The sequence below is a fragment of the Telluria antibiotica genome, from assembly GCF_011682055.1.
Classification (GTDB): Bacteria; Pseudomonadota; Gammaproteobacteria; order Burkholderiales; family Burkholderiaceae_D; genus Telluria; species Telluria antibiotica.
Genome location: NZ_JAAQOM010000001.1, coordinates 625,499 through 646,392, shown reverse-complemented (window position 1 = coordinate 646,392; position 20,894 = coordinate 625,499). Strand labels below are relative to the sequence as shown.

The following is a 20,894-nucleotide window of genomic DNA, read 5'->3' as shown; positions in this document are numbered from 1 at the left end:
CATGCAATGAATAGCCGATCCAAAGCAGATCAACTGGTCGAAGAGTTGGCCGCCACCCGCGCGCTGATCGACGCCCATGCCGACATCCAGAAGATGCTCGATCTGGCCGCGGACGAAGCCGACCGCCGTGCCATCGCGGGCGAAACGTCGCGCCGCGTCGCTTGGCGAGTGGCAGGTTCGTTCGGTGCCGTCGCCATCGCTTCCATCGCCGTGGCCGGCGGCGCCGTCGCGACGTCGATGCGGCCGGCGCCGCCGCCGCAGGTACTCGTGGTTGACAAGGCGAACGGTGTCGTGCAGCCGCTGATCTCGCTGGCTGACTTCCAGATGTCTCCGGAAGAGGCGACGATACGCCGGAACGTCAACACGTTCGTCCTGGCCCGCGAGGGCTACAGCTACGAACAGGCGGACACCCACTACTACACGGCCGCAGCTTTCATGAGCCCGCAGCTCCAGGCGCAGTGGGCGCAGACGTGGGACAAGTCCAACGCCGAATCGCCGCCCAACAGGTACAAGAAGGAGAGGAGGGTACGCGTCAAGATCGGTGCCATCACGGTACTACGCAACGGCTTGGGGACGCCTATCGGCGCACGTGCCAGCTTCACGAGAAACGAGCTGGTGAACGATGTGGAGGAAGCTCCGACGGAGTGGATCGCCAACATCTCGTTCCACTGGGTGAACCAGCCCACGAACGAGCGTGACCGGCGTATCAACGATCTCGGCATGGAGATCACCGACTACACGGCGGATCGCGATCTCGGGACGTCCGGGCGAGGTGTCGCCGAACGTGTGGCGTCGAAAACTGTTGCACGCCAAGCCGCGTCTCCGATGGCGCTGGTGTCACCGACTAACGTCAAGCAGGTGTCGCCATGAGCAAGCAGCTCATATTCGGCGTGATCGCGCTCGCGGCAGCGGCCGCCACCTATGGTGCCCAGCTTCCGGAGGCAGGGCAGAAGGATGCACGCATCCGGTTCGCCACATATGACCCGTACGACGTGGTCACGATCTATACGCGCGACGGGCTCGAAACGCACATCGTTTTCGATCATGACGAAAAGGTCGTCGACATGGCTGGCGGCGATGTCGATGCGTGGGGCGTGGCGACCAAGCGCTTCCGTGACGGTCTGTTCATCAAGCCAGCAGGGATCCTGCCTGACGCGAATCTACACGTGGTGACGACGAAGCGGACGTATACGTTTGACTTGAAACAGGCCGATAAACGCAAGGGAAGCGTCGGTTTCTTGACGGTTTTCTTCCGCTATCCCGTCACTGAACACACCGCTAGCGCCGCGCCCAGCGTAGCCGAGCAGGCGCGCACCTTGCTGGATGCGACGCCACCGGCGAGCAATCGTCGTTACTCGGTCCAGGGATCGAGCGAACTTGCCCCGGTGGAGGCATCGGACGACGGCAGGACCACCTTTCTCCGGTTCCGCGCGACTGCGAGCATTCCGGCCGTGTATTCGGTCCGCAGTGGCGAGGATTCACTGGAGCAGATCGAGAGTCCGGTCATGAGGGACGACATGATGCAGGTGCCTGGCGTGCACCGCAAGCTGGTGCTGCGTATCGGACGCGAGATAGCCTGCGTGTTCAACGATGGTTTCGACCAGGACGCGCGGCGGCCCGCCACGAGCACCGCGTCGCCGCAGGTCGACCGGATTTTGAAGGGAGCTGCGAAATGAACCTGTTCAAGCGTCAGCCCGAAGAACCCGACATCGAAGACGAAAACAGTATCGAAGGTGAGCGTGTCCTAAGTTCCGTCAACAGAGGGATTACGCTGCAAAACAAGCTCACCAACTGGGCGGTGATCCTGGGGGCTTGCCTGTTCGCGGGCGTCCTGCTCTACAAGTACTACGCCGGTATGTACAAGCACTACCAGGAAGCGAAGACAGCGCCGAAGGACGCTACGCGCACGCTGGCGACTACCACGCTACCGCCGCTGTCGATGCCGGAGCCCGCGCCGGTAGAGGCGCCGGTGATTGCGAAGGAGACGGACAAGTTGCCGCCGCTGAAGGCATCGACAGATCTTGCGTCAGCCGCCAAACCGGCGCCGGCCGGAACGGTGTCCGGCCAGCAGCCTGTGAGAAGCCAGGCGGATATGGTACGGGACCGTCGTCTCAAACGTGAGGTCCGCTTCAGTCTGGACACTGCAGGCGTAGCGTCGTCGGCCGTCGCGAGCGAAACTAGCGCGCCGATTGATACCGTGTCGACAGGAAGTTCGCCGCGAAAGGCTCCGGCCAGCCTTCCGCAGCCCGGCGGATACCCGGCGGCGCGCGCCTACATGCTCCCCGATCCGACACTCATGATGACCCGGGGTAAGGTGATTCCTTGCACGGTCGTTCCCGCAATCGACACCACGCTGACCGGGACTGTCACCTGCGTGACTGCCGTGGACGCCACGAGCGCCGATAACAAAGTGTCGCTGATGGACCGCGGTACTTACTGTGTTGGCAAGCAGGGCGGCGGCGTCATGCATGGCCAGCGCCGGGTCGGCATCATCTGGCAGCGCTGCGAGACGCCGCAGCATGTGCTGGTACCGCTCGATTCGGATGCGGCGGATTCGCTGGGGCGCACGGGCACTCCTGGAGAAGTCGACAATCACTTCTGGGACCGGTTCGGTTCAGCCATCGCGCTCAGCCTGATCACTGATGTCGGGCCATACCTCATCGCCACCGCCCAGCGCGGAAACGGCAACACGACGATTGGTTTTCCCACGATCACCGGCCCCCAGGAGGTCATGTCCGAGGTGTTGAAGAGCACGGTCGCCATCCGGCCGACGATCACCGCCTCGCAGGCTAGCCAAGTGTTGATTTACCTGGCCGGCGACATCGATTTCCGCGACGTCTACGAACTGGAAAGGAAGCGACCATGAACGACATCGCGATCGCTGGGGAAGACGCTTCCACGCTGGTACTGCACCTGGAGCCTATCGCTGCGCACCTGAACGACGAGAGCGTCACCGAAATCGTCATCAATCGGGCCGGCGAGGTACTGCTGGAGCGGTCGGACGGCTGGGAGGCGGTCAGGAACCCCGCCATTTCGCATCAGTGGTGCGACGGTCTCGCGATGCTGCTGCGTAATCGCGCGAACCAGGACCTCGCGGAAGACTGGCCGCTGCTTGGCGCACAGCTGCCGGGAGGCATGCGTGTTCAAATCGTCATCCCGCCCGCCATCGAAGCCGGGAAGGTCTCGTTCACGACCCGGCGTCCGATAGGCGAGCCGTTGTCGATGTCCGAGATCATCCAGGGCGGGGCCTTCGAAGACACGCGGTGCGAACAATCGTTGCTGATGACGCCAGACGAGCGGGCGCGGATCGAGGCTTTGCTTCCGGACCGGGACCGCTCTATGCTCGACCTGTTCCGCAAGCGTCAATGGGAGGCGTTCTTTTGCGAGGCGGTCGAAGGTCGGAAGAACATTGTGTCGTCGGGCGCGACCGGATCCGGCAAGACCACGCTCGGCAATGCGCTTGCGGCGATGATCCCGATGCACGAACGCATCATCACCGTCGAGGACGTGGCGGAGATGCGCCTGCCTCACGCCAACCAGGTCAACCTATTCTACCCAAAAGGTGCGAACGGCGTATCGAAGCTGCGGCCGCGCGACCTGCTCGAGGCGACGCTGCGCATGCGGCCGGACAGGGTACTGTTGGCCGAACTGCGCGGTGACGAGACGTTCTTCTTCATCCAGAACGTCCTCAACTCGGGACACCCGGGCACGATCACCACCGTCCACGCGACGCGGGCCAAACTGGCTTTCCGCCGCCTTGCCCTCATGATCAAGGGGAGCGCGGAAGGGGCACGACTCGACCTCGACGATATCTTCGCGAACCTGTATGCCCTCGTCGACGTCGTCGTCCAGATGGAACGGCTGCCGGGAGGGCGCCGTGTCGCCTCCGAGGTCTACTTCGATCCCGCGTTCGCGGTCCGTCAGTTGGGGTAGGGGGATGCAATGCTCATCACTCCGATCGACAGTCCGCGTCTCAAGGCGATGGCGTTCGGCGCAATACTGCTTGGCGCCGTACTGACAGCCCTCTACCTGGCGAGCTACCTGTTCCTGATCAAGCTTGCGAACCCCTTGCTTCCGCCGTCGGCGGCGACGCCGACGACGGTTTTGCGCTACTGGCAGCAGTACGGAACCGATCCATACACACGCCGCTGGCTGATCGGCTGTCTCGTCATCGGAACGGTCCCGGTGAGTGCCATTGTGATCGCCTTGTGCCGGCCTGTGAATCGTTCGCTGCATGGCGACGCGCGTTTCGCGACCAGGCGCGAGGTTGCCCGTGCCGGCCTGTTCGCCGAGACCGGAATCATCCTTGGCCGGTGGGGAAGACGTTATCTCGTCCTTGGACGTCAGCTTGCCGCCATCGTCATCGCACCTCCGCGGTCGGGCAAAGGTGCAGGCCTCGTCCAGCCCAACGCGCTTTCCTGGCGCGGAAGCATTGTCGTCAACGACGTGCGCAAGGAGTGCTACAGGATCACCGCAGGATTCCGCAGCCTGTTTTCCGATGCCTACCTGTTCGATCCCCTGTCGCCCAAAGGCCTGACGGCACAATGGAACCCGATCTCGAAGCACTATGTACCGGACGATCCTCCGCTTCGCGTCAGCGCCTTGCAAAAGCTCGCGAACCAGTTGTCTCCCGATCCGGCTTCGGGCGATCCGTTCTGGCCGGCGTCTTGCCGCGACCTGTTCCTTGGCATCGGCCTGTACGTGATCGAAACGCCGTCGCTACCGCGCACGATGGGTGAGATGGTGCGCCAGATCATGCACGGCGCAGATGATTCCGTAAGCGACCACTGGAAGCGAATCATCCGTGAACGCGATAAATCGCAGAGTCCATTGTCATCCACCTGTAAGCGGATGCTGTACGACTTCATCGCCTTGAGTCCCCAGACGCAGTCGTCGGTGCGCAAGACGTTCACTGCGAAGTTGCAGTTGTGGACCGACCCACTCGTCGACGCCGCGACCAGTGCCGACTCCTTTAACTTCTACAACGTGCGCCGCAAGCGCCTGTCGATCTACCTCGGTGTCAATCCCGGAGATCTGGATCGGCTGTCCCTGCTGATGAACCTGTTTTTTACGCAGCTGCTGGATGCGAACATGGACAAGATGCCTGAAGACGATCCGACCATCCGTTACGAGCTGCTGCCGATCATGGACGAACTGGCTGCCCTTGGCCGGATGCCCATTATCGAAAAGAGCATCCAGCTAATGGGCGGCTATGGCATCCGTCCGCTGCTGATAGCGCACTCGGTGCCCCAGCTTCGCGCCGTCTACGGGCCGGACCATACGAAGAACATCATCGCCTGCTGCGGAGCGCGTGTCGTCTATGCGCCCAACGACAACGACTACGCTACAGATATCTCGCGCGAGCTTGGTACCTTCACCGCGGACAGCACATCGGATTCACGGCAGGCCATGAGCGTCCGCCCGGGCAGCGTCACCAGGTCGAAGACGGCGCGTGCACTCCTCAATCCGCAGGAGGTCAAGATGATGGGAGTGAATAACGAGATCGTCTTCGTTGAGCACTGCCTGCCGATTTTCTGCCGAAAGATTTGGTACTGGCAGCGCCTTGTATTCCTGCGTCGCGCAAACCGTCCGCTGCCCGAGATTACGCCGATCGAGATCACGATGCCGGCACCGCCACCACCATTGCTTGAGAAAGATGACGCACCCGCCGGCAAAGCCAAATCGCCACGCGACATCACTCCGCAGGACGTGCCAAAGCTCGGCAAATTGAAGCTCACCGATTACGCGGCGGAATTCAAGAATGTCCAACTACCGAAAGGAGAAAAGCTGACCGGCGAAGATCTGCAAAGAGTTTTCGATTCCTTCATCCGTGAAGTTGAAGTGACAACCTGACAGGAGTTGATAATGAGTATCGAAGACAAACAGGAACACGGGGCACCTGCACTGGATAACCCAATGCCGAGCGACCCGAACGACGATTCAAAAGCGGCGCGAGCGCTCAGGGCTGGGCAGAACGGTAGTGCCGAGGTCACGACATCAAGTCCACGCAGGAGCCGAACTGCCAAAACCCAGGAAGGAACGGGAACCGGCGATCCCGCCCAACAAGCCGCGGCAGCTGCCAGTCCGGCACGGAAGACCCGGACATCATCGAAGGCTGTGGATGCAGCGGAGCCAGCGCAGACTGAACCTCCCGTTTCAAAACGTGTGCGACGCCGGGCATCTTCGACCCCGGATGTCGCGCAGCTTTCGACGCAGTCAGCACTACCTCAGGCTATGCCCGAGCGAGGTGACATCCCTCCTGTCACGGAGGAGGCAATCAGATTCCTTGCCAACCCCGAGGCAAAGGTACCGGACATATTCAAACTGAAACCACAGAGCCGCGAATTCGTTCTGTACCACGTGTCGAATATGCAGCGATTGGAAGCGGAGATCGCATCCGGGCGAAGCTACCTGGCTACGCACATGCCAAAGTTTAGTCCCGAGTTTGAAAAAACTGCTGACGCTATCTTGGCAAGGCTGGCTACGTCGGGACGCGCGGTTGCAGGCAAGGTAGCGCAAGATGCTGGTAACTCGACGTCCACCAGTCCTGCAAATTTCTACGGACCGCATCAGGTTACCGAAGTAATTCAGGTAAAGGCATCGCCCCGAATTGTTCGTGGGGCCAAGGTACGTGAAGGCGACGTCGAGAACACAATTGAACGCGGCCCTCTACACGAACTCGACAAACGGCCATCAACCGATATGCCGCAACAGGAGCCCGGAGGCGACGGTGGCAAGTCGACGCCAGGCTTGAGTAAGAAAGTGCTGCGGATGATCGGTAGCTCCGCTCAGGTCGCTGGCGCTTGGCTACACAGTAGAGCGACACCGGCCGTGACAGCGACAGTTGCTGAGCGATTAGTAGTCCCGGGCAACGAGCCAGTGGTGGCAGAGGACAAGACCAAAGCTGTGCCGGCGAGCGTGGTTCGACGCTTCCTTAAGGTCGAGACCGATTACTACTTCCCAGACAAAACGCTCGCGTTCGTTGACCGCGGCGAAAAGCTGGCGACACGGGGTGCCCATCCAGAAGTCGTTCGCTCGCTCGTCGAAATCGCCCAGGCTCGCGGTTGGTCGAATATCACGGTCAAGGGTACTGAGGAATTTCGACGCAGTGCATGGATGGAGGCAGCTCAGGCCGGACTGAAGGTCGCAGGATATCAGCCTACGGCCCTGGACTTGGCCGAGTTGGCGAATCGACCCGTGAATAACATGGTCGAGAAAGGACGAATACCGGACCTCGGCAAGGCTCCAGCGTCGCCATCTGTTGCTGCGTCGGGGCGGCCTCAAACTGGCGGGCGGAGCGCTGAGACGACGCCGAAGGTACCTCCAGTTCCTAACCCTGAATTATTCGCAAAGGCTTCGGCGTTCGAGAAGGACAAACCATCGTTCGTCTTGAAGAATCATCCCGAGCTCGCGCCCGCATACGGCGTCGTCGACGTAGCCAGGAAATTCGCGGAAGCGCATCTTCCCGAGGAGGCGAGGGAAGAGTTTGTCGGTCTCGCCCGGCGACATGTTTTACAGAAGATCGTTACTGGCGAGACCGTGAAAGGGCCAAAGATCTACATGTCGCATGCGAAGAGCAGAAAGGCGAACGATCGCGAGCCTCACGTAGCGAAGGAAGCTATCGATCAGGGCAAGGCACCGCGTGCTAAAGAGGTGGCGAAAGAGCGGTAGGCGTACTTGCCGTTTCTTTTCGAGCTGTAATCGACCCACCTCTGCAAAGAGCGTGGGTACTCGGTTCTCAGGAGGTCATCATGTTATCGTGGGACGACGAGCCGCCGAAAGCGCAGGCACATGGCAAACGCGTGAACGCGGACGACAAGCGCATCATTAACGCCAAGACCGACGTCAACCAGCTGGTCCCGTTCAAATATAAATGGGCGTGGGACAAATACCTGGCCGGATGCGCGAACCACTGGATGCCGCAGGAAGTGAACATGCAGCGCGACATCGAACTGTGGAAGAACCCGAATGGCCTGACCGAAGACGAGCGCCGCATCGTCAAGCGCAACCTGGGCTTCTTCGTGACCGCCGACTCGCTGGCCGCCAACAACATCGTGCTGGGCACCTACCGCCACATCACGGCGCCGGAATGCCGCCAGTACCTGCTGCGCCAGGCGTTCGAGGAAGCGATCCACACGCACGCCTACCAGTACATCGTGGAATCGCTGGGCCTGGACGAGAGGGAAATTTTCAACGCCTACAACGAGATTCCGTCGATCCGCGACAAGGACCAGTTCCTGATCCCGTTCATCGAAGTCATCAACGATCCGACGTTCCACACCGGCACGCTGGAAAACGACCAGAAGCTGCTGCGCTCGATCATCGTGTTTGCTTGCCTGATGGAAGGCCTGTTCTTCTATGTCGGCTTCACGCAGATCCTCGCGCTGGGCCGCCAGAACAAGATGACGGGTGCCGCCGAGCAGTACCAGTACATCCTGCGCGACGAATCGATGCACTGCAACTTCGGTATCGACCTGATCAACACGATCAAGATGGAAAACCCGCAGCTGTGGACGGCGGAATTCCGCGAAGAGATCAAAGGCCTGTTCCTGAAGGCCGTGGACCTGGAATACCGCTACGCCGAAGACACGATGCCGCGCGGCGTGCTGGGCCTGAACGCAGCGATGTTCAAGGGTTACCTGCGCTTCATCGCCAACCGCCGCGCCGTCCAGATCGGCCTGGATGCACTGTTCCCGAACGAGGAAAACCCGTTCCCGTGGATGAGCGAAATGATCGACCTGAAGAAGGAACGCAACTTCTTCGAGACGCGCGTGACCGAGTACCAGGGCAGCGCTGCTTTACAGTGGGATTAACGTATTCGTGAACATCGTACTCTACGTGCGCGCGCAACGCCCAGAACGACGCCCCTGAATCCAACGTTAAGACCCGGGTCCGAATCTTAATATCGGCTTTAGAAGCCACGTTGACGGAACTGATGAGCTTGATGGACGATCACCGACTGGCATCAGCCATCGGAATGACAACATCAAGGAGACTCATCATGAATTTGCCCGCCATGTTCACCCACTGGGCGGCGCGCGCATGCATCGCCCTGGGCATCGCGACCGCGGCAGCCGGCGCCTGGGCGGACGAGCTGCTGGCGACGGTCGACTCGCCCGGCAAGGTGCTCACCGTATCCATCGAGGCCGCCATTGACGGCCGCCTGTCGTACCACGTCGACCGGCGCGGCAAGCCCGTGATCGCGCCGTCGCGGCTCGGCATCGTGCTGGCCAGCGGCGCGCCGCTCGATGCCGGCTTCGCGCTCGAACGTAAATCCTTCGGCGACTACGACGACACCTGGGAGCAGCCCTGGGGCGAGCGTCGCTTCGTGCGCAACCACTACCGCGAGATGCGCGTCGACCTGCGCCAGAAGAGCGGGCGCCGGCTCGGCATCGTGTTCCGCGTGTTCGACGACGGCGTGGGCTTCCGCTACGAATTTCCCGCGCAGCGCGATGGAAAACCCGTGGCGATCTCGGACGAGTTGACCGAGTTCGTCGTCGCGCAGCCGGCCAACGCATGGTGGCAGCAGGCCGGCGAAGTGTGGGCGCTCGAGTACCCGATCCAGAAGACGCCCCTGCGCGAAGTGGGCATGGCGAATACGCCGCTGACCGTGCGGCTCGACGACGGCACCCACGTCGCCTTCCATGAGGCGGCCCTGGTCGATTATGCCTCCATGTGGCTGCGCCGCGTGGAAGGGCAGACACTGCGCGCGCACCTGGCGCCGTCCGCGCATGGCGCGCCGGTCGTGCGCCAGGGCGGGTTCACGACCCCGTGGCGCACGATGCAGATCGCCGACAGCGCGGCAGGCCTGTACATGTCGGACCTGATCCTGAACCTGAACGAGCCGAACGCGCTCGGGGACGTGTCGTGGGTCAAGCCTTCGAAGTTCGTCGGCGTCTGGTGGGAAATGCACCTGGGGCTGACGACGTGGGGTTCGGGCCCGAAGCACGGCGCCACCACGGCGAACACGAAGCGCTATATCGACTTTGCGGCCAGGAACGGCTTCCGCGGCGTACTGGTCGAGGGGTGGAACCTCGGCTGGGACGGCGACTGGGCCGGCAGCGGCGCCGACTTTAGTTTTACGCGCCCGTATCCAGACTTCGACTTGCCCGGCCTCGCGAAATACGCGGCCGAACAGGGCGTGCGCCTGATCGGGCACCATGAAACCGGCGGGAACATCGCGCGCTACGAGGCGCAGATGGACGACGCGTACAAGCTTTATGCGCGGCTCGGTGTCGACAGCATCAAGACAGGCTACGTCACCGACGGCGGCGCGGCGCGCTTCGCCGGCCCGGGCGGCAAGACCTGGTTCGGCTACACCGATTCGCAGGACGGCGTGCGCCACTATGTCGAGGCCATCAAGAAAGCCGCGCGATACAAGCTGGCGATCGACACCCATGAGCCAGTGAAGGACACCGGCCTGCGCCGCACCTATCCTAACTGGATCTCGCGCGAGGGTGCACGCGGCGTCGAGTACAACGCCTGGGGCAATCCGGTCAACGGTGTCGACCATGAGGCCAACCTGGTGTTCACACGCATGCTGAGTGGTCCGTTCGACTACACGCCGGGCGTGCTGAGCCTGAAAGGCGCGGGCGACAAGTGGTTCAATTCCACGCAGGCCAAGCAGCTCGCGAACTTCGTGGTCATCTATTCGCCCGTCGTAATGGCGGCCGACCTGATCGAGCACTACGAACAGTATCCGGGTCCATTCAAGTTCATCAAGGACGTGCCGACCGACTGGGCGGACACACGGGTGATCAACGGCGAGGTCGGGCAGTTCGCGACCATCGCGCGCAAGGACCGCCATTCGGATGCGTGGTACGTCGGCGCCGTGACGGACGGCGCGGCCCGCACGCTGCGGCTGCCGCTGCAGTTCCTCGACCCCGGTAAGGCCTACGTCGCGGAAATCTATCGCGACGGCGAGCAGGCGGATTACCGTACCGCGCACCGCTTCGACCTCGTGATCGAGAAGCGCACCGTGACGAGCACGGACGTGCTGGACATGGCGCTGGCGCCGGGCGGCGGCCAAGCGATCCGTCTCGTCCCGCAATCCTGACATCGAGGCACCGCGCCCGCCGAGGGCGTGGCCGACGTGGGGCGCCACACGGCATCCCGGCAGTCATCAACCTACTGTTCAATGCCTACGGTTTCAACATCGTGCGCGGCAGCGGCAACAGAGGCTGGTATCCGCCAGCCGTTAGTGCCCGGCCGCGGCGCCGCGGCGCCGAACGAGCGCGTCGACCAGCAGGTCGGTGACCAGCAGGTGAGGCAGGAGCGCGGTGCTGCCATGCGCCGCGCCGCGGCGCGGCGGCAGGCCGGTCGCGATCTCGACGGGTGCCTGGGCGAACGGCGCCACGGTCACGTCGCCGACGACGATCGCGCCGTGGCCGTGACGCCGGTAGCGCGTGATGGTGTCGGCCAGCGCCGCGGTAGGCAGGCCGCGGCAGAAGAACAGTCCGACCGCGTGCGCGGTCGCCGGCCCCGAGGGAGCGCCGCCGTAGGCCGGCGCGTCGGGCGTCAGCGCGTGCACGGCACGGCTCAGCAGCGCATCGCGCGCGTAGGCCGCCGCGGCCAGCAGGTCGTGCGAAGCCATGCAGGTGACGCCGGCGGCGCCCGCAAGCAGAGCTGCGGCTTCCGCGATATGCGCGCGCAGCGCCAGGTGGCGCAACTTGTCGACGAGTTCGGTCGCAGAATTGAGGAGGGGATGGTCGGACGTGGCCGACGCTTCCGTCCTCGCGTCGCCACCGAGGACGGCGACCATCGACAGCTTTAGATCGGTCAGGCCCTTGAATCCGACCGCGCGGCAAAAGCACAGGATCGTCGGCGCGCTGGCGCCCGACTGCGAGGTGATGCGGCTGATCGGCGTGCGCGCCAGGCCGCCGGGGTCGGCCAGCACGAAGTCCGCGACCTGGCGTTCCGCGCGGCTGAGGGTAGGGTAGATCCGTGCGATCCGGTCGAGCACCGAATTGGCTGCCAGGGACGCGGAGCAGGGAGGCAGCGGTAGTTCCATAGCGAGAAATGCTATCACGCACCCTGTGCGAATACCGTGCAAGGCGACTTTTGTAAATGCAACCTTAAGTTTTGCCGGGCTAGACTTTGCGAATGAGAATTTTCTTGATCGAAGACGCGACCACGGCGGGTGCCATGTCAGGCGTCGCTGCTCACTGTCCTGCGACCGATCGCCGTACAGGAGCGGCTGAGCATCCCGAACGCGCTCGGACGGAGGTAACGCGTCTACACGTCCTCTCTTATCAAGTACCTAAACTACATCGTGCGGCGTTGCGTTAGTCGTTTTCGCAACACTCGCCAAACCCAAGTTTAAGGTTTCATTTGGGTTTGTGCGAAAGCCAAGAAGTCCCGTCAATTCGGCATACAGGCCACGTAAGATCCCTCTCGATCGCTCGTCGGTCAGGTGGAAAGCGCCCAGCTCCCCCAGCGCCTCCTCCGAGCGTCTAGTTAAACTACCTATCTGGAGAAAAGAAGTGAACAATAAAATTAAGTCGCCCGCCCAAGCCTACGGGATGCAGCCCACGCCCGTGGCGCTGGCGTGCGCCCTGCTGATGCTGGGCACCGGCGGCAGCGCGGCGGCGCAGGAGACAACGAACGTACCGGCCGTGGAAACGGTCCAGGCCACCAACGGCCCCATGAAGACCGTGACCGTGACCGGCATCCGCAGCGGCATCGAGGCGGCCATCTCGATCAAGAAAAACGCAAACTCGATCGTTGAGGCCGTGTCTGCCGAGGACATCGGCAAGCTGCCCGACAGCACCGTGGCCGAATCGGTGTCGCGCCTGTCCGGGGTGACCGTGCAGCGCGACAAGGAGACGGGCAAGGCGTCGCAGGTGAGCGTGCGCGGCCTGTCGCCAAGCTTCAACGGCTCGCTGCTGAACGGACGCGAGCAGGCGTCGACGGGCGAGGACCGCGCGCCGCAATTCGAATTGTTCCCGGCCGAGCTGACCGGCTCGGTATTGGTCTACAAGACGCCGACGGCGAGCCTCGTCGGCCAGGGCCTGGCGGCGACGATCGACCTGCGCACGCTGCGGCCGCTGGAGTTCGGCAAGCGCGTGATGGCCGCCAGCTACCGCAAGGAGCGCATCGGTGTCGACGCCGGCGGCGAGGAAGGTTCGGGCAACCGCAAGACCCTGTCGTACATCGACCAGTTCGCCAACCGCACGCTGGGCGTGTCGTTCGGCCTGACCTCGTTCAAGCAGGACAACGGCGACGAACTGCTGTTCGACACGTGGGGCGGCTATGCGCCGAAGTACAACTACGACGGTACCGACGTGATCGTGCCGGGCGGTTTCAAGTCCGATTCCACGCACAAGTACCTGACGCGCGACAGCGCCACCCTGACCCTGCAATACAAGCCGAACGCGAATTTCAAGACGACCGTCGACACCTTCTACTCGTACGGCACGGAGAATTCGCGCACCGTCGGCCTCGAAGGCGCCATCGCGCTCAACGCCGGCATCTACGATCCGGACGGCGTGCTGTCCAACCCGACCATCGCCAACGGCGTCGCCACCAGCGGTACCTTCAGCAACTACAAGGGCGACATTCGCAACATCAAGTACCGCGGCAACGACAAGTTCAAGTCGATCGGCTGGAACACCGAGTGGAAGACGGGCGACTGGCGCATCGAAGGCGACATCGGCCATTCGTCGGGCTTCCGCCACAATTTCCAGTACGAGACCACCGCCGGCCAGCCGGGCAACACGCCGGCCGCCCAGCTCGGTTCGATCTCGTGGACCGGCTTCAACGGCACCAACTTCACTGACGTCAAGTACAAGCCGAGCCTGGACTACACGGACCGCGCGATCATGAAGCTGACCGACGTCGACGGCTGGGGCGGTGGCCCGGCGACCCCGCAGGCCGGCTATTACTCGTCCAACATGATCAAGGACAAGCTCAACACCTTTCGCCTGACCTTGCACCGCGAACTGGAATGGGGTCCGGTGGTCGGCGCCCACGTGGGCGTCAACGCCACCCGCCGCGACAAGGTCCGCTGGGGCGACGGCGAAGGCCGCCTGTCGGTGCTCGGCGCCGACGGCTATGCCGCCGCGACGATGCCGGGCACGGAGACCTCGATCGCCGGCCCGGTCGGCATCCGTGTCGCGAGCGTCGATCCGACCGGCACGCTGGGTTCGATCTACGGGCTGAACACCTGGGTGGATGCGACCGTGCTGTCGCGCGACTGGAAGGTGAAGGAAGACGTCGACACGCTGTACGGCATGGCCGATCTCGACGGCAAGCTGTACGGCATTCCGTACACCGGCAACATCGGCGTACAGGTGCTGCGCACCCGCCAGACGGGCTCGGGCGTGTCGGTCGACCAGTCGCACTGCACCGGCATCACCGTCGATACGTGCCTGTTCTCGGTCGTCAGCGACGGAGACAACTATACCAACGTGCTGCCCAGCCTGAACCTGGCGTTCGACCTGGGTAACGAGCAAGTGCTGCGCATCGGCGCGGGCAAGCAGATCGCGCGCGCGAACATGGACTACATGCGCAACGGCCTGACGTTCGGCGTGCCGCCCTCGTCACCCTACAAGGACATCTCGCTGGAGGGTAACGGCGGCAATCCGAAGCTGCGTCCGTTCGCGGCCCGTTCGTTCGACCTGTCGTACGAAAAATACTTCGCCAACCGCGCGTATGTGGCGGCCGCGTTCTTCTTCAAGAAGCTCGACAACTACATCATCAACTCGCCGCGCCTGTTCGACTTCGCGCCGTACGTCAGCCCGACCACGGCGTTGCCGACGACGGGCGCGTACAAGGGCAGCACGATCGGCTTCCTGACCCAGCCGACCAATGGCCACGGCGGCACGATGCGCGGCATCGAGCTGGCCGCGAACATGCCGTTCGCGCTGCTGTGGAAACCGCTGGACGGCTTCGGCGCCACGTTGAACTACTCGTACACGGACACCAACGTGTCGCTGCCGACGGTCGGCTTCAAGGGACCGAACAACCAGCCGGTCTTCGCAAACGACGTGTCGTCGATCACGTTGCCCGGACTGTCGCGCGACGTGGCCAGCATGCGCCTGTACTTCGAAAAGGCCGGGTTCCAGATCTCGTACACGATGCGCTACCGTTCGGCCTACGTCGGCCAGATCAAGGACTATCGCAGCGATTCGCAGCTGACCAACATCCGCAGCGAATCGATCGCGGACGTCCAGGCATCGTACGAGTTCCAGAACGGTCCGCTGAAGGGGGTGTCGGTGTTCGTGCAGGGTAACAACCTGACCAACACGCCGTTCGACGAGTTCACCAAAGATCCGAACACGATCACCCAGACCAAGAAGTACGGCAAGTTCTACGCGGCTGGCGTGACCTACAAGTTCTGATCCGCACCAGCGGTTCCCTGGCTCCGCGCCGCCTTCGGGAGGCGCGGAGGTTTTTTTATTCGCGGACGCTTACCGGCCGCTGTGGAGTCGCCATCGATGCGTACCGGCGTGTCTCGGATGTTCGCGATCGTCGCGTTCGACAGGATCGCTTGGCGCTTCGAGATGATATTGGTGCGAGGCGTCCACGAACGCGTGATCGATGCCGCAGGCCTGTCCGGTGCCGCCGCCGCACGCGGCCAGGACGGCGCTCGCGAGCGCGGTGAAAACGAAATTCTGTGGTCTCATGGTTATCGTCTCCTTGGTATCGGGTCGGGGTGACCGAGCCGGATGCTAAAACAAAGAAAGCCCGCAAACATGGGCTTTCCGGAGAATCGAACACGCGCAAATACAATCTTAAGACGTCCCCCCGGCGAACTCGATGGCCGCGGTGAGGCCGCGGCCGTCGTCGCCGTCAGCCAGCACGATCACGCCGCCGTTGCGCGCCGCGCCCCGCTCGGCGATCGCCAGCCCCAGGCCGCTGCCGAGCTGGCGCTGGCCGGGCACCCGGTAGAAACGCTCGAACACTTTCTGGCGCAGCAGCGGGTCGATGCCGGGCCCCTGGTCCGCGATCGACAGGCGCAACCGGTCGCCCTGGCGTGACAGGCGGACAACGATCCTGCCGCCTTGCGGCGAATACTTGACGGCGTTGCTGACCAGGTTGTCGACGGCAGCGGCCATGCTCTCCAGGTGCAGCGGCACGCGCGCGTTCTCGTCGGCCGTGAATTCGATCTCGATGTCGTGCTGCACCGCCAGCGGCGCCGCCACGGCGAGACGTTCGCGCACGAATTCGGCGACGTCGGTGAGCGGGCACTCGTCATCGGGCCCCGATTCCGTCTGTGTCCGCTCCAGTGCCAGCAACTGGTGCACCGTATGGGTCGCGCGCGCCACGCCTGCGCGCAAGCCGTCGGCCGGTTTCGCGGCGCGCTCGGCGATCTCCTGGCTGCAGCGGCTCAGCAGCACATGGGCATTGATCTGGATGGCCGCCAGCGGCGTCTTGAGCTCGTGCGCGGCATCGGTGAGGAATTCATGTTCGCGCTCGATGCGGTGGCTCAGGCGCGACATCAGCTGGTTGATCGCGTCGACCAGTGGCGACAGTTCGCGGTACTTGGAGTCGGGTAGCGGCGTCAGGTCGGCGTCCGAGCGCAGGGCGATGGCGTCGGCGATCGAGTGCAGCGGCCGCAGGCCGATGCCGACGATCAGCCAGGCCGGCACCAGCAGCAGCGGCAGGCTGAAGATGGGCGACGACAGCAGGAAATTGACGCCCCACTTGGTCAGCATCCATTCGTCGTCCACTTCGTGCTGGCGCTCGACCACGATGCCGCTGGCCGGGGCCTCCTCGACCCAGCGCACCCACCCGTATTCCTTGTCCGTGGCCACCGCCGGCAGACGGTCCGGCAGCGCGGGTTGCGAGTTGTACAGCAGGCGCCCGTGCTGCCAGACGCGCACGCGCACGTGCGAGTGGTAGTCCAGCTCGCGGTACAGGCGCTGGTGCACCGTCTCGAGCGACTCCAGCACCGTGCGCATGCGCGCGGGGTCGTGGCTGATATCGGTCAGGTGCAGCAGGATATTCGCCGTGTACGACTTGTTTTCGCTGAACGTGCGGGCGCGCTGCGTGAGCTTGGCTTCGACGAAGACGTAGGCCAGGCCGAGCACGGCCACCGACAGGATGACGACCGAAAAGCCCAGCATCAGCCGCCGGAACAGCGACGATTTCCTAGGCATCGCTCTGCACCATGTAGCCGACGCCGCGCACCGTGCGGATCGCGCAGTCGCCGATCTTGCGGCGCAGGTTGAAGATGTGGACGTCGAGCGTCTGCGTCTGCCCCTCGCTGTGCGGCAGCGCGCGCCGTTCCAGTTCGGCGCGGGTGAGCACGCGGTTGACTTGCTTCATCAGCGTGAGCAGCAGCGTGTACTCGGTCTTCGACAGCGGCACCGGCGTGCCGGCGCGGGTCACCGTCATGCGGCCCTCGTCGAGCACGAGGTCGCCCGCGGTCCACAACTGTTCGTCCTGCGCGCCGAGGCTGCGTCGCACGATCGCGCGCAGGCGCACCAGCAGTTCGGGAATCTCGAACGGCTTGATGAGGTAGTCGTCCGCGCCCAGGTTGAAGCCGCGGATGCGTTCCTGCAGGCTGTCGCGGGCGCTGATGATCAGCACCGGGACGCGCACGTCGGCTTCGCGCAGGCGGCCCAGCAGGTCGCCGCCGTCGCCGTCCGGCAGGCCCAGGTCCAGGATCACGGCGTCGAAATGTTCGGCCTGCACGCGCGCGCCGGCATCGGCGGCGAGGCGCAGCCATACCGCGGTATGGCCCTCGTCCTGGAACACGGACAGCAGTGCCTGCCCGATCGCCAGGTCGTCTTCGATCATGAGAATCTTCATGCGTCGAGTGTAGCAGCGGCGTATCGTTCCGCTGCCACGGCCAATCTTAAGATTGTGTTTATGAGTGCGCGATTGCAACATTCGTCTTGTGAACGCACGCCAGTGTGCTGCGGACCCGAATCTTAAGACTGGGTTTAGCGGTGCCGTTGACCCAACGTCCGGCATGGCGGAGGATGCGCTACCGTGTTTCTCCTCTTGGGACCTGCGCTTGCGCGGGTCCGTTTTTTTCGATCGACATCCATGAAATATTCACTCGCGCGCATCCTGCTGGCCTCGATCATCGGCGCCGCGGCGGCAACGGCCCACGCGGCGGCCCCCTACGAGCCCAGGGAATACGTCCAGTTCCGCCATGCCGACTGGACGAAAAACGCCAGCATCTACCAGATCAACACTCGCCAGTTCACGCCCGAAGGCACGTTCAACGCCGCCACGGCGCAGCTGCCGCGCCTGAAGGAACTCGGCGTGGATATCCTGTGGCTGATGCCGATCCACCCGGTGGGTGAATTCAAGCGCAAGGGCGCGCTGGGCAGTCCGTACGCGGTGCGCGACTATCGCGCCGTGAATCCGGAATTCGGCACGCTGGCCGATTTCCGCCGCTTCGTCGACCGCGCGCACGCGCTCGGCATGCACGTCATCATCGACTGGGTCGGCAACCACACCTCGTGGGACAACGTGCTGCGCGCCAGCCACCCGGACTGGTACGTGCGCGACAGCGAGGGCAAGCCGCAGCCGACGCCGTGGTACGACTGGGACGACATCGTGGACCTCGACTACGGCAAGCCGGCGCTGCGCCGCTACATGACGGAAGCGATGGTCTACTGGGTGAAGGAGGTCGGGATCGACGGCTTCCGCGCCGACGCTGCGGGGCTGGTGCCGCAAGACTTCTGGGACAACGCCGCCCGCGAACTGCGCGGGGTCAAGCCGGTGTTCATGCTCGCCGAATGGGAAAGCCGAGACATGCACCGCGATGCGTTCGACGCCACCTATGCGTGGAGCTGGTGGGACACGCTGCACGACATCGCCAAGGGCAAGCGCGACGCGACCGCGCTGTATTCCTACTACGCCTGGAACCGCAAGTTCTATCCGCGCCAGGCCTACCGCATGTTGTACACCACCAACCACGACAAGAACGCGTGGGACGGCACCGAGTTCGAGATCTTCGGCGGCGCGGTCGACGCGGCCATCGTATTCAGCTTCGTCAGCGAGGGCATGCCGCTCGTGTACAACGGCCAGGAGGCCGGCAACCGCAAGCGTCTCGCGTTCTTCGACCGCGACCCCATCGAGTGGAAGGCATCGCCCTACACGGACCTGTACAAGAAACTGCTGGCGCTGAAGAAGACCAACAGCGCGCTGTGGAACGGCGAGTACGGCGCCGTGATGGACCAGGTGCCGAACGACGTGCCGAAACAGGTGTTCAGCTTCGTCCGCGCCAATGCGAAGGACAAGGTGTTCGTCGCCCTGAACCTGTCGGCGCAACCGGCGGCGGCGACGTTCGGTAAAACGCTCCACCACGGCACGTACCGCGACTTCGCCACGGGCGAGACGGTGACCGTGAACGCCGCCACCCGCTTCGAGATGGCGCCGTGGAGCTACCGGGTGCTGGTCAAATGAGCGCGCAAACCCCGCTGCGTCGGATCGTCATCCTGGGCGGCGGCACGGCCGGCTGGATGACCGCGGCCGCGCTCGCGCGCGCGCTGGACGGCCGGATCGCGCTCCAGCTCGTCGAGTCGGATGCGATCGGCACCATCGGCGTCGGCGAGTCGACGATCCCGATGATCCGCCGCTTCAACACCGCGCTGGGCATCGACGAGGACGAGTTCGTGCGCGCCACGGGCGCCACGTTCAAGCTGGGCATCGAGTTCCGCGACTGGGGCGCCATCGGCGAGCTCTACATGCACGGCTTCGGCCGCTTCGGGCAGGATCTCGCCACGCTGCCGTTCTACCAGTACTGGCTGCGCATGCGGCAGGCGGGCAAGGGCGGGGGCCTGGCCGCCTATTCGATCAACCAGATGGCCGCGCGCGCGCACCGCTTCATGCGCGCCGACCCGTCGCACGGCAATTCGCCCCTGGCCGACATCACGCATGCGTTCCACATCGACGCCGGCCTGTACGCGCGCTACCTGCGGGAATACGGCGAGCGGCTGGGCGTCGTCCGCACCGAGGGACGCGTCGCCGAGACCCTGCTGCGGCCCGAGGACGGACATGTGCGTGCGTTGCGGCTGGACGGCGGTGCCGTGGTGGAGGGCGATTTGTTCATCGACTGCTCGGGCATGCGCGCGCTGCTGATCGGCGACGCGATGGGCGTGCCGTTCGAGGACTGGAACCGCTGGCTGCCATGCGACCGCGCCTGGGCGGTGCCATGCGCGAAGACGAGTGCGCTGCCGCCGTACACGATCGCGACGGCGCGCCCGGCCGGCTGGCAGTGGCGCATCGGGCTGCAGCACCGCACCGGCAACGGCCACGTGTACGCGAGCCGCTTCATGGACGACGCCAGCGCGCGGGCCATCCTGATGGATAACCTCGACGGCGCGCCGCTCGGTGAACCGCGGCTCGTCAAGTTCCGCGCCGGGCGGCGCGAGAAGTCGTGGGTGAAGAACGTGGTCGCGATTGGCCTGTCTGGCGGTTTCCTGGAACCGTTGGAGTCGACGTCGATCCACATGATCCAGACCGCCATCGCGCGCCTGCTGGATTTCTTCCCCGACGCCGCGTTCCAGCAGCGCGACATCGACGAATTCAACCGCCAGGGCGCGTTCGAGGCGGAACGCATCCGCGATTTCCTGATCCTGCACTATCACGCGACGACGCGGGCCGATACGCCGTTCTGGGATTACGTGCGCACGATGGCCGTACCGGACACGCTGCAGGCAAAGACCGACCTGTACCGCTCGCGCGGCCGCATCGTCCGCGAAGGGAACGAGTTGTTTTCGGAGGTCGCGTGGCTGCAGGTGCTGGAAGGGCAGGGGATTGCGGCCGGCGGCTATCATCCGCTGGCCGACGTGCAGGCGGAACACGAGGTGGCCGGCTACCTCGGCGACATTGCCGGCGTCATCGGGCAGTGCGTCGACGTGATGCCCGCGCACGCCGACTTCATCGAAGCGATCCGCAGGCACCCGTGCGACGGTCAGCAACGGTAAGTG

General features: G+C 63.9%; 15 protein-coding genes. 12 read left to right on the top strand and 3 right to left on the bottom strand.

From position 1 onward, the window contains the following. Positions 1–6 precede the first annotated feature (6 nt). The 8 genes from HAV22_RS02575 (at position 7) to HAV22_RS02540 (ending at position 11,056) form a co-directional block, all read left to right on the top strand. Entirely contained in the window at positions 7–870 is an 864-nt protein-coding gene (locus tag HAV22_RS02575; protein ID WP_166856136.1) for a VirB8 family type IV secretion system protein, read from the top strand. Beyond that, positions 867–1,676 (top strand): TrbG/VirB9 family P-type conjugative transfer protein, encoded by an 810-nt coding sequence (locus tag HAV22_RS02570; protein WP_166856134.1) that lies wholly within the window; start codon positions 867–869, stop codon positions 1,674–1,676. Before HAV22_RS02575 ends, HAV22_RS02570 begins: the two co-directional genes overlap by 4 nt. Further along, a complete protein-coding gene (locus HAV22_RS02565; RefSeq protein ID WP_166856132.1) occupies positions 1,673–2,866 on the top strand; it encodes a TrbI/VirB10 family protein in 1,194 nt (397 codons plus the stop codon). Before HAV22_RS02570 ends, HAV22_RS02565 begins: the two co-directional genes overlap by 4 nt. Further along, positions 2,863–3,933 carry a P-type DNA transfer ATPase VirB11 gene (gene virB11, locus HAV22_RS02560; RefSeq protein WP_166856131.1) on the top strand — a complete coding sequence of 357 codons (1,071 nt, stop codon included), beginning with the start codon at positions 2,863–2,865 and terminating at the stop codon, positions 3,931–3,933. The genes HAV22_RS02565 and virB11 overlap by 4 nt, the downstream gene beginning before the upstream one ends. A 9-nt stretch (positions 3,934–3,942) precedes the next feature. Beyond that, positions 3,943–5,853, top strand: coding sequence for a type IV secretory system conjugative DNA transfer family protein (locus tag HAV22_RS02555; RefSeq protein WP_166856130.1), 1,911 nt, complete (start codon positions 3,943–3,945; stop codon positions 5,851–5,853). 12 nt (positions 5,854–5,865) lie between these two features. Next, entirely contained in the window at positions 5,866–7,671 is a 1,806-nt protein-coding gene (locus HAV22_RS02550) for an LPD7 domain-containing protein (RefSeq protein WP_166856129.1), read from the top strand. Between the two features lie 80 nt (positions 7,672–7,751). Beyond that, complete coding sequence (locus tag HAV22_RS02545; protein ID WP_166856128.1) at positions 7,752–8,813, top strand: ribonucleotide-diphosphate reductase subunit beta; 1,062 nt, start codon at positions 7,752–7,754, stop codon at positions 8,811–8,813. Between the two features lie 188 nt (positions 8,814–9,001). Then, on the top strand, positions 9,002–11,056 hold the full coding sequence (locus HAV22_RS02540; protein WP_229421017.1) for a glycoside hydrolase family 97 protein: 2,055 nt from the start codon (positions 9,002–9,004) through the stop codon (positions 11,054–11,056). 141 nt (positions 11,057–11,197) lie between these two features. Here the strand turns inward: HAV22_RS02540 and HAV22_RS02535 are convergent, their stop codons facing one another. Continuing rightward, a complete protein-coding gene (locus HAV22_RS02535) occupies positions 11,198–12,010 on the bottom strand; it encodes a MurR/RpiR family transcriptional regulator (RefSeq protein WP_166856127.1) in 813 nt (270 codons plus the stop codon). 472 nt (positions 12,011–12,482) lie between these two features. Between HAV22_RS02535 and HAV22_RS02530 the strand changes: the two genes are divergently transcribed. Continuing rightward, positions 12,483–15,341: a TonB-dependent receptor gene (locus HAV22_RS02530; RefSeq protein ID WP_166856126.1), complete on the top strand. Its 2,859-nt coding sequence runs from the start codon at positions 12,483–12,485 to the stop codon at positions 15,339–15,341. Positions 15,342–15,458: 117 nt separating this feature from the next. After that, the gene (locus tag HAV22_RS02525) at positions 15,459–15,659 is read left to right on the top strand and encodes a hypothetical protein (protein ID WP_166856125.1); all 201 of its coding nucleotides are present in this window, start codon (positions 15,459–15,461) and stop codon (positions 15,657–15,659) included. Between the two features lie 75 nt (positions 15,660–15,734). Here HAV22_RS02525 and HAV22_RS02520 read toward each other — a convergent pair whose 3' ends face one another. Further along, positions 15,735–17,102: an ATP-binding protein gene (locus HAV22_RS02520; RefSeq protein WP_166856124.1), complete on the bottom strand. Its 1,368-nt coding sequence runs from the start codon at positions 17,100–17,102 to the stop codon at positions 15,735–15,737. Beyond that, complete coding sequence (locus tag HAV22_RS02515; protein WP_308789185.1) at positions 17,095–17,745, bottom strand: response regulator transcription factor; 651 nt, start codon at positions 17,743–17,745, stop codon at positions 17,095–17,097. The genes HAV22_RS02520 and HAV22_RS02515 overlap by 8 nt, the downstream gene beginning before the upstream one ends. Positions 17,746–17,997: 252 nt before the next feature. Between HAV22_RS02515 and HAV22_RS02510 the strand changes: the two genes are divergently transcribed. Then, positions 17,998–19,368, top strand: a complete 1,371-nt coding sequence (locus tag HAV22_RS02510) for an alpha-amylase family glycosyl hydrolase (RefSeq protein WP_166856122.1) — start codon at positions 17,998–18,000, stop codon at positions 19,366–19,368. After that, positions 19,365–20,891, top strand: coding sequence for a tryptophan halogenase family protein (locus tag HAV22_RS02505; protein ID WP_166856121.1), 1,527 nt, complete (start codon positions 19,365–19,367; stop codon positions 20,889–20,891). The genes HAV22_RS02510 and HAV22_RS02505 overlap by 4 nt, the downstream gene beginning before the upstream one ends. The last annotated feature ends 3 nt before the right edge of the window (positions 20,892–20,894 follow it).

Coding starts and splice junctions, on each gene's coding strand:
- HAV22_RS02575 (WP_166856136.1), top strand. CDS start 7: ATGAATAGCCGATCCAAAGCAGATCAACTGGTCGAAGAGTTGGCCGCC.
- HAV22_RS02570 (WP_166856134.1), top strand. CDS start 867: ATGAGCAAGCAGCTCATATTCGGCGTGATCGCGCTCGCGGCAGCGGCC.
- HAV22_RS02565 (WP_166856132.1), top strand. CDS start 1,673: ATGAACCTGTTCAAGCGTCAGCCCGAAGAACCCGACATCGAAGACGAA.
- virB11 (WP_166856131.1), top strand. CDS start 2,863: ATGAACGACATCGCGATCGCTGGGGAAGACGCTTCCACGCTGGTACTG.
- HAV22_RS02555 (WP_166856130.1), top strand. CDS start 3,943: ATGCTCATCACTCCGATCGACAGTCCGCGTCTCAAGGCGATGGCGTTC.
- HAV22_RS02550 (WP_166856129.1), top strand. CDS start 5,866: ATGAGTATCGAAGACAAACAGGAACACGGGGCACCTGCACTGGATAAC.
- HAV22_RS02545 (WP_166856128.1), top strand. CDS start 7,752: ATGTTATCGTGGGACGACGAGCCGCCGAAAGCGCAGGCACATGGCAAA.
- HAV22_RS02540 (WP_229421017.1), top strand. CDS start 9,002: ATGAATTTGCCCGCCATGTTCACCCACTGGGCGGCGCGCGCATGCATC.
- HAV22_RS02535 (WP_166856127.1), bottom strand. CDS start 12,010: ATGGAACTACCGCTGCCTCCCTGCTCCGCGTCCCTGGCAGCCAATTCG.
- HAV22_RS02525 (WP_166856125.1), top strand. CDS start 15,459: ATGTTCGCGATCGTCGCGTTCGACAGGATCGCTTGGCGCTTCGAGATG.
- HAV22_RS02520 (WP_166856124.1), bottom strand. CDS start 17,102: ATGCCTAGGAAATCGTCGCTGTTCCGGCGGCTGATGCTGGGCTTTTCG.
- HAV22_RS02515 (WP_308789185.1), bottom strand. CDS start 17,745: ATGATCGAAGACGACCTGGCGATCGGGCAGGCACTGCTGTCCGTGTTC.
- HAV22_RS02510 (WP_166856122.1), top strand. CDS start 17,998: ATGAAATATTCACTCGCGCGCATCCTGCTGGCCTCGATCATCGGCGCC.
- HAV22_RS02505 (WP_166856121.1), top strand. CDS start 19,365: ATGAGCGCGCAAACCCCGCTGCGTCGGATCGTCATCCTGGGCGGCGGC.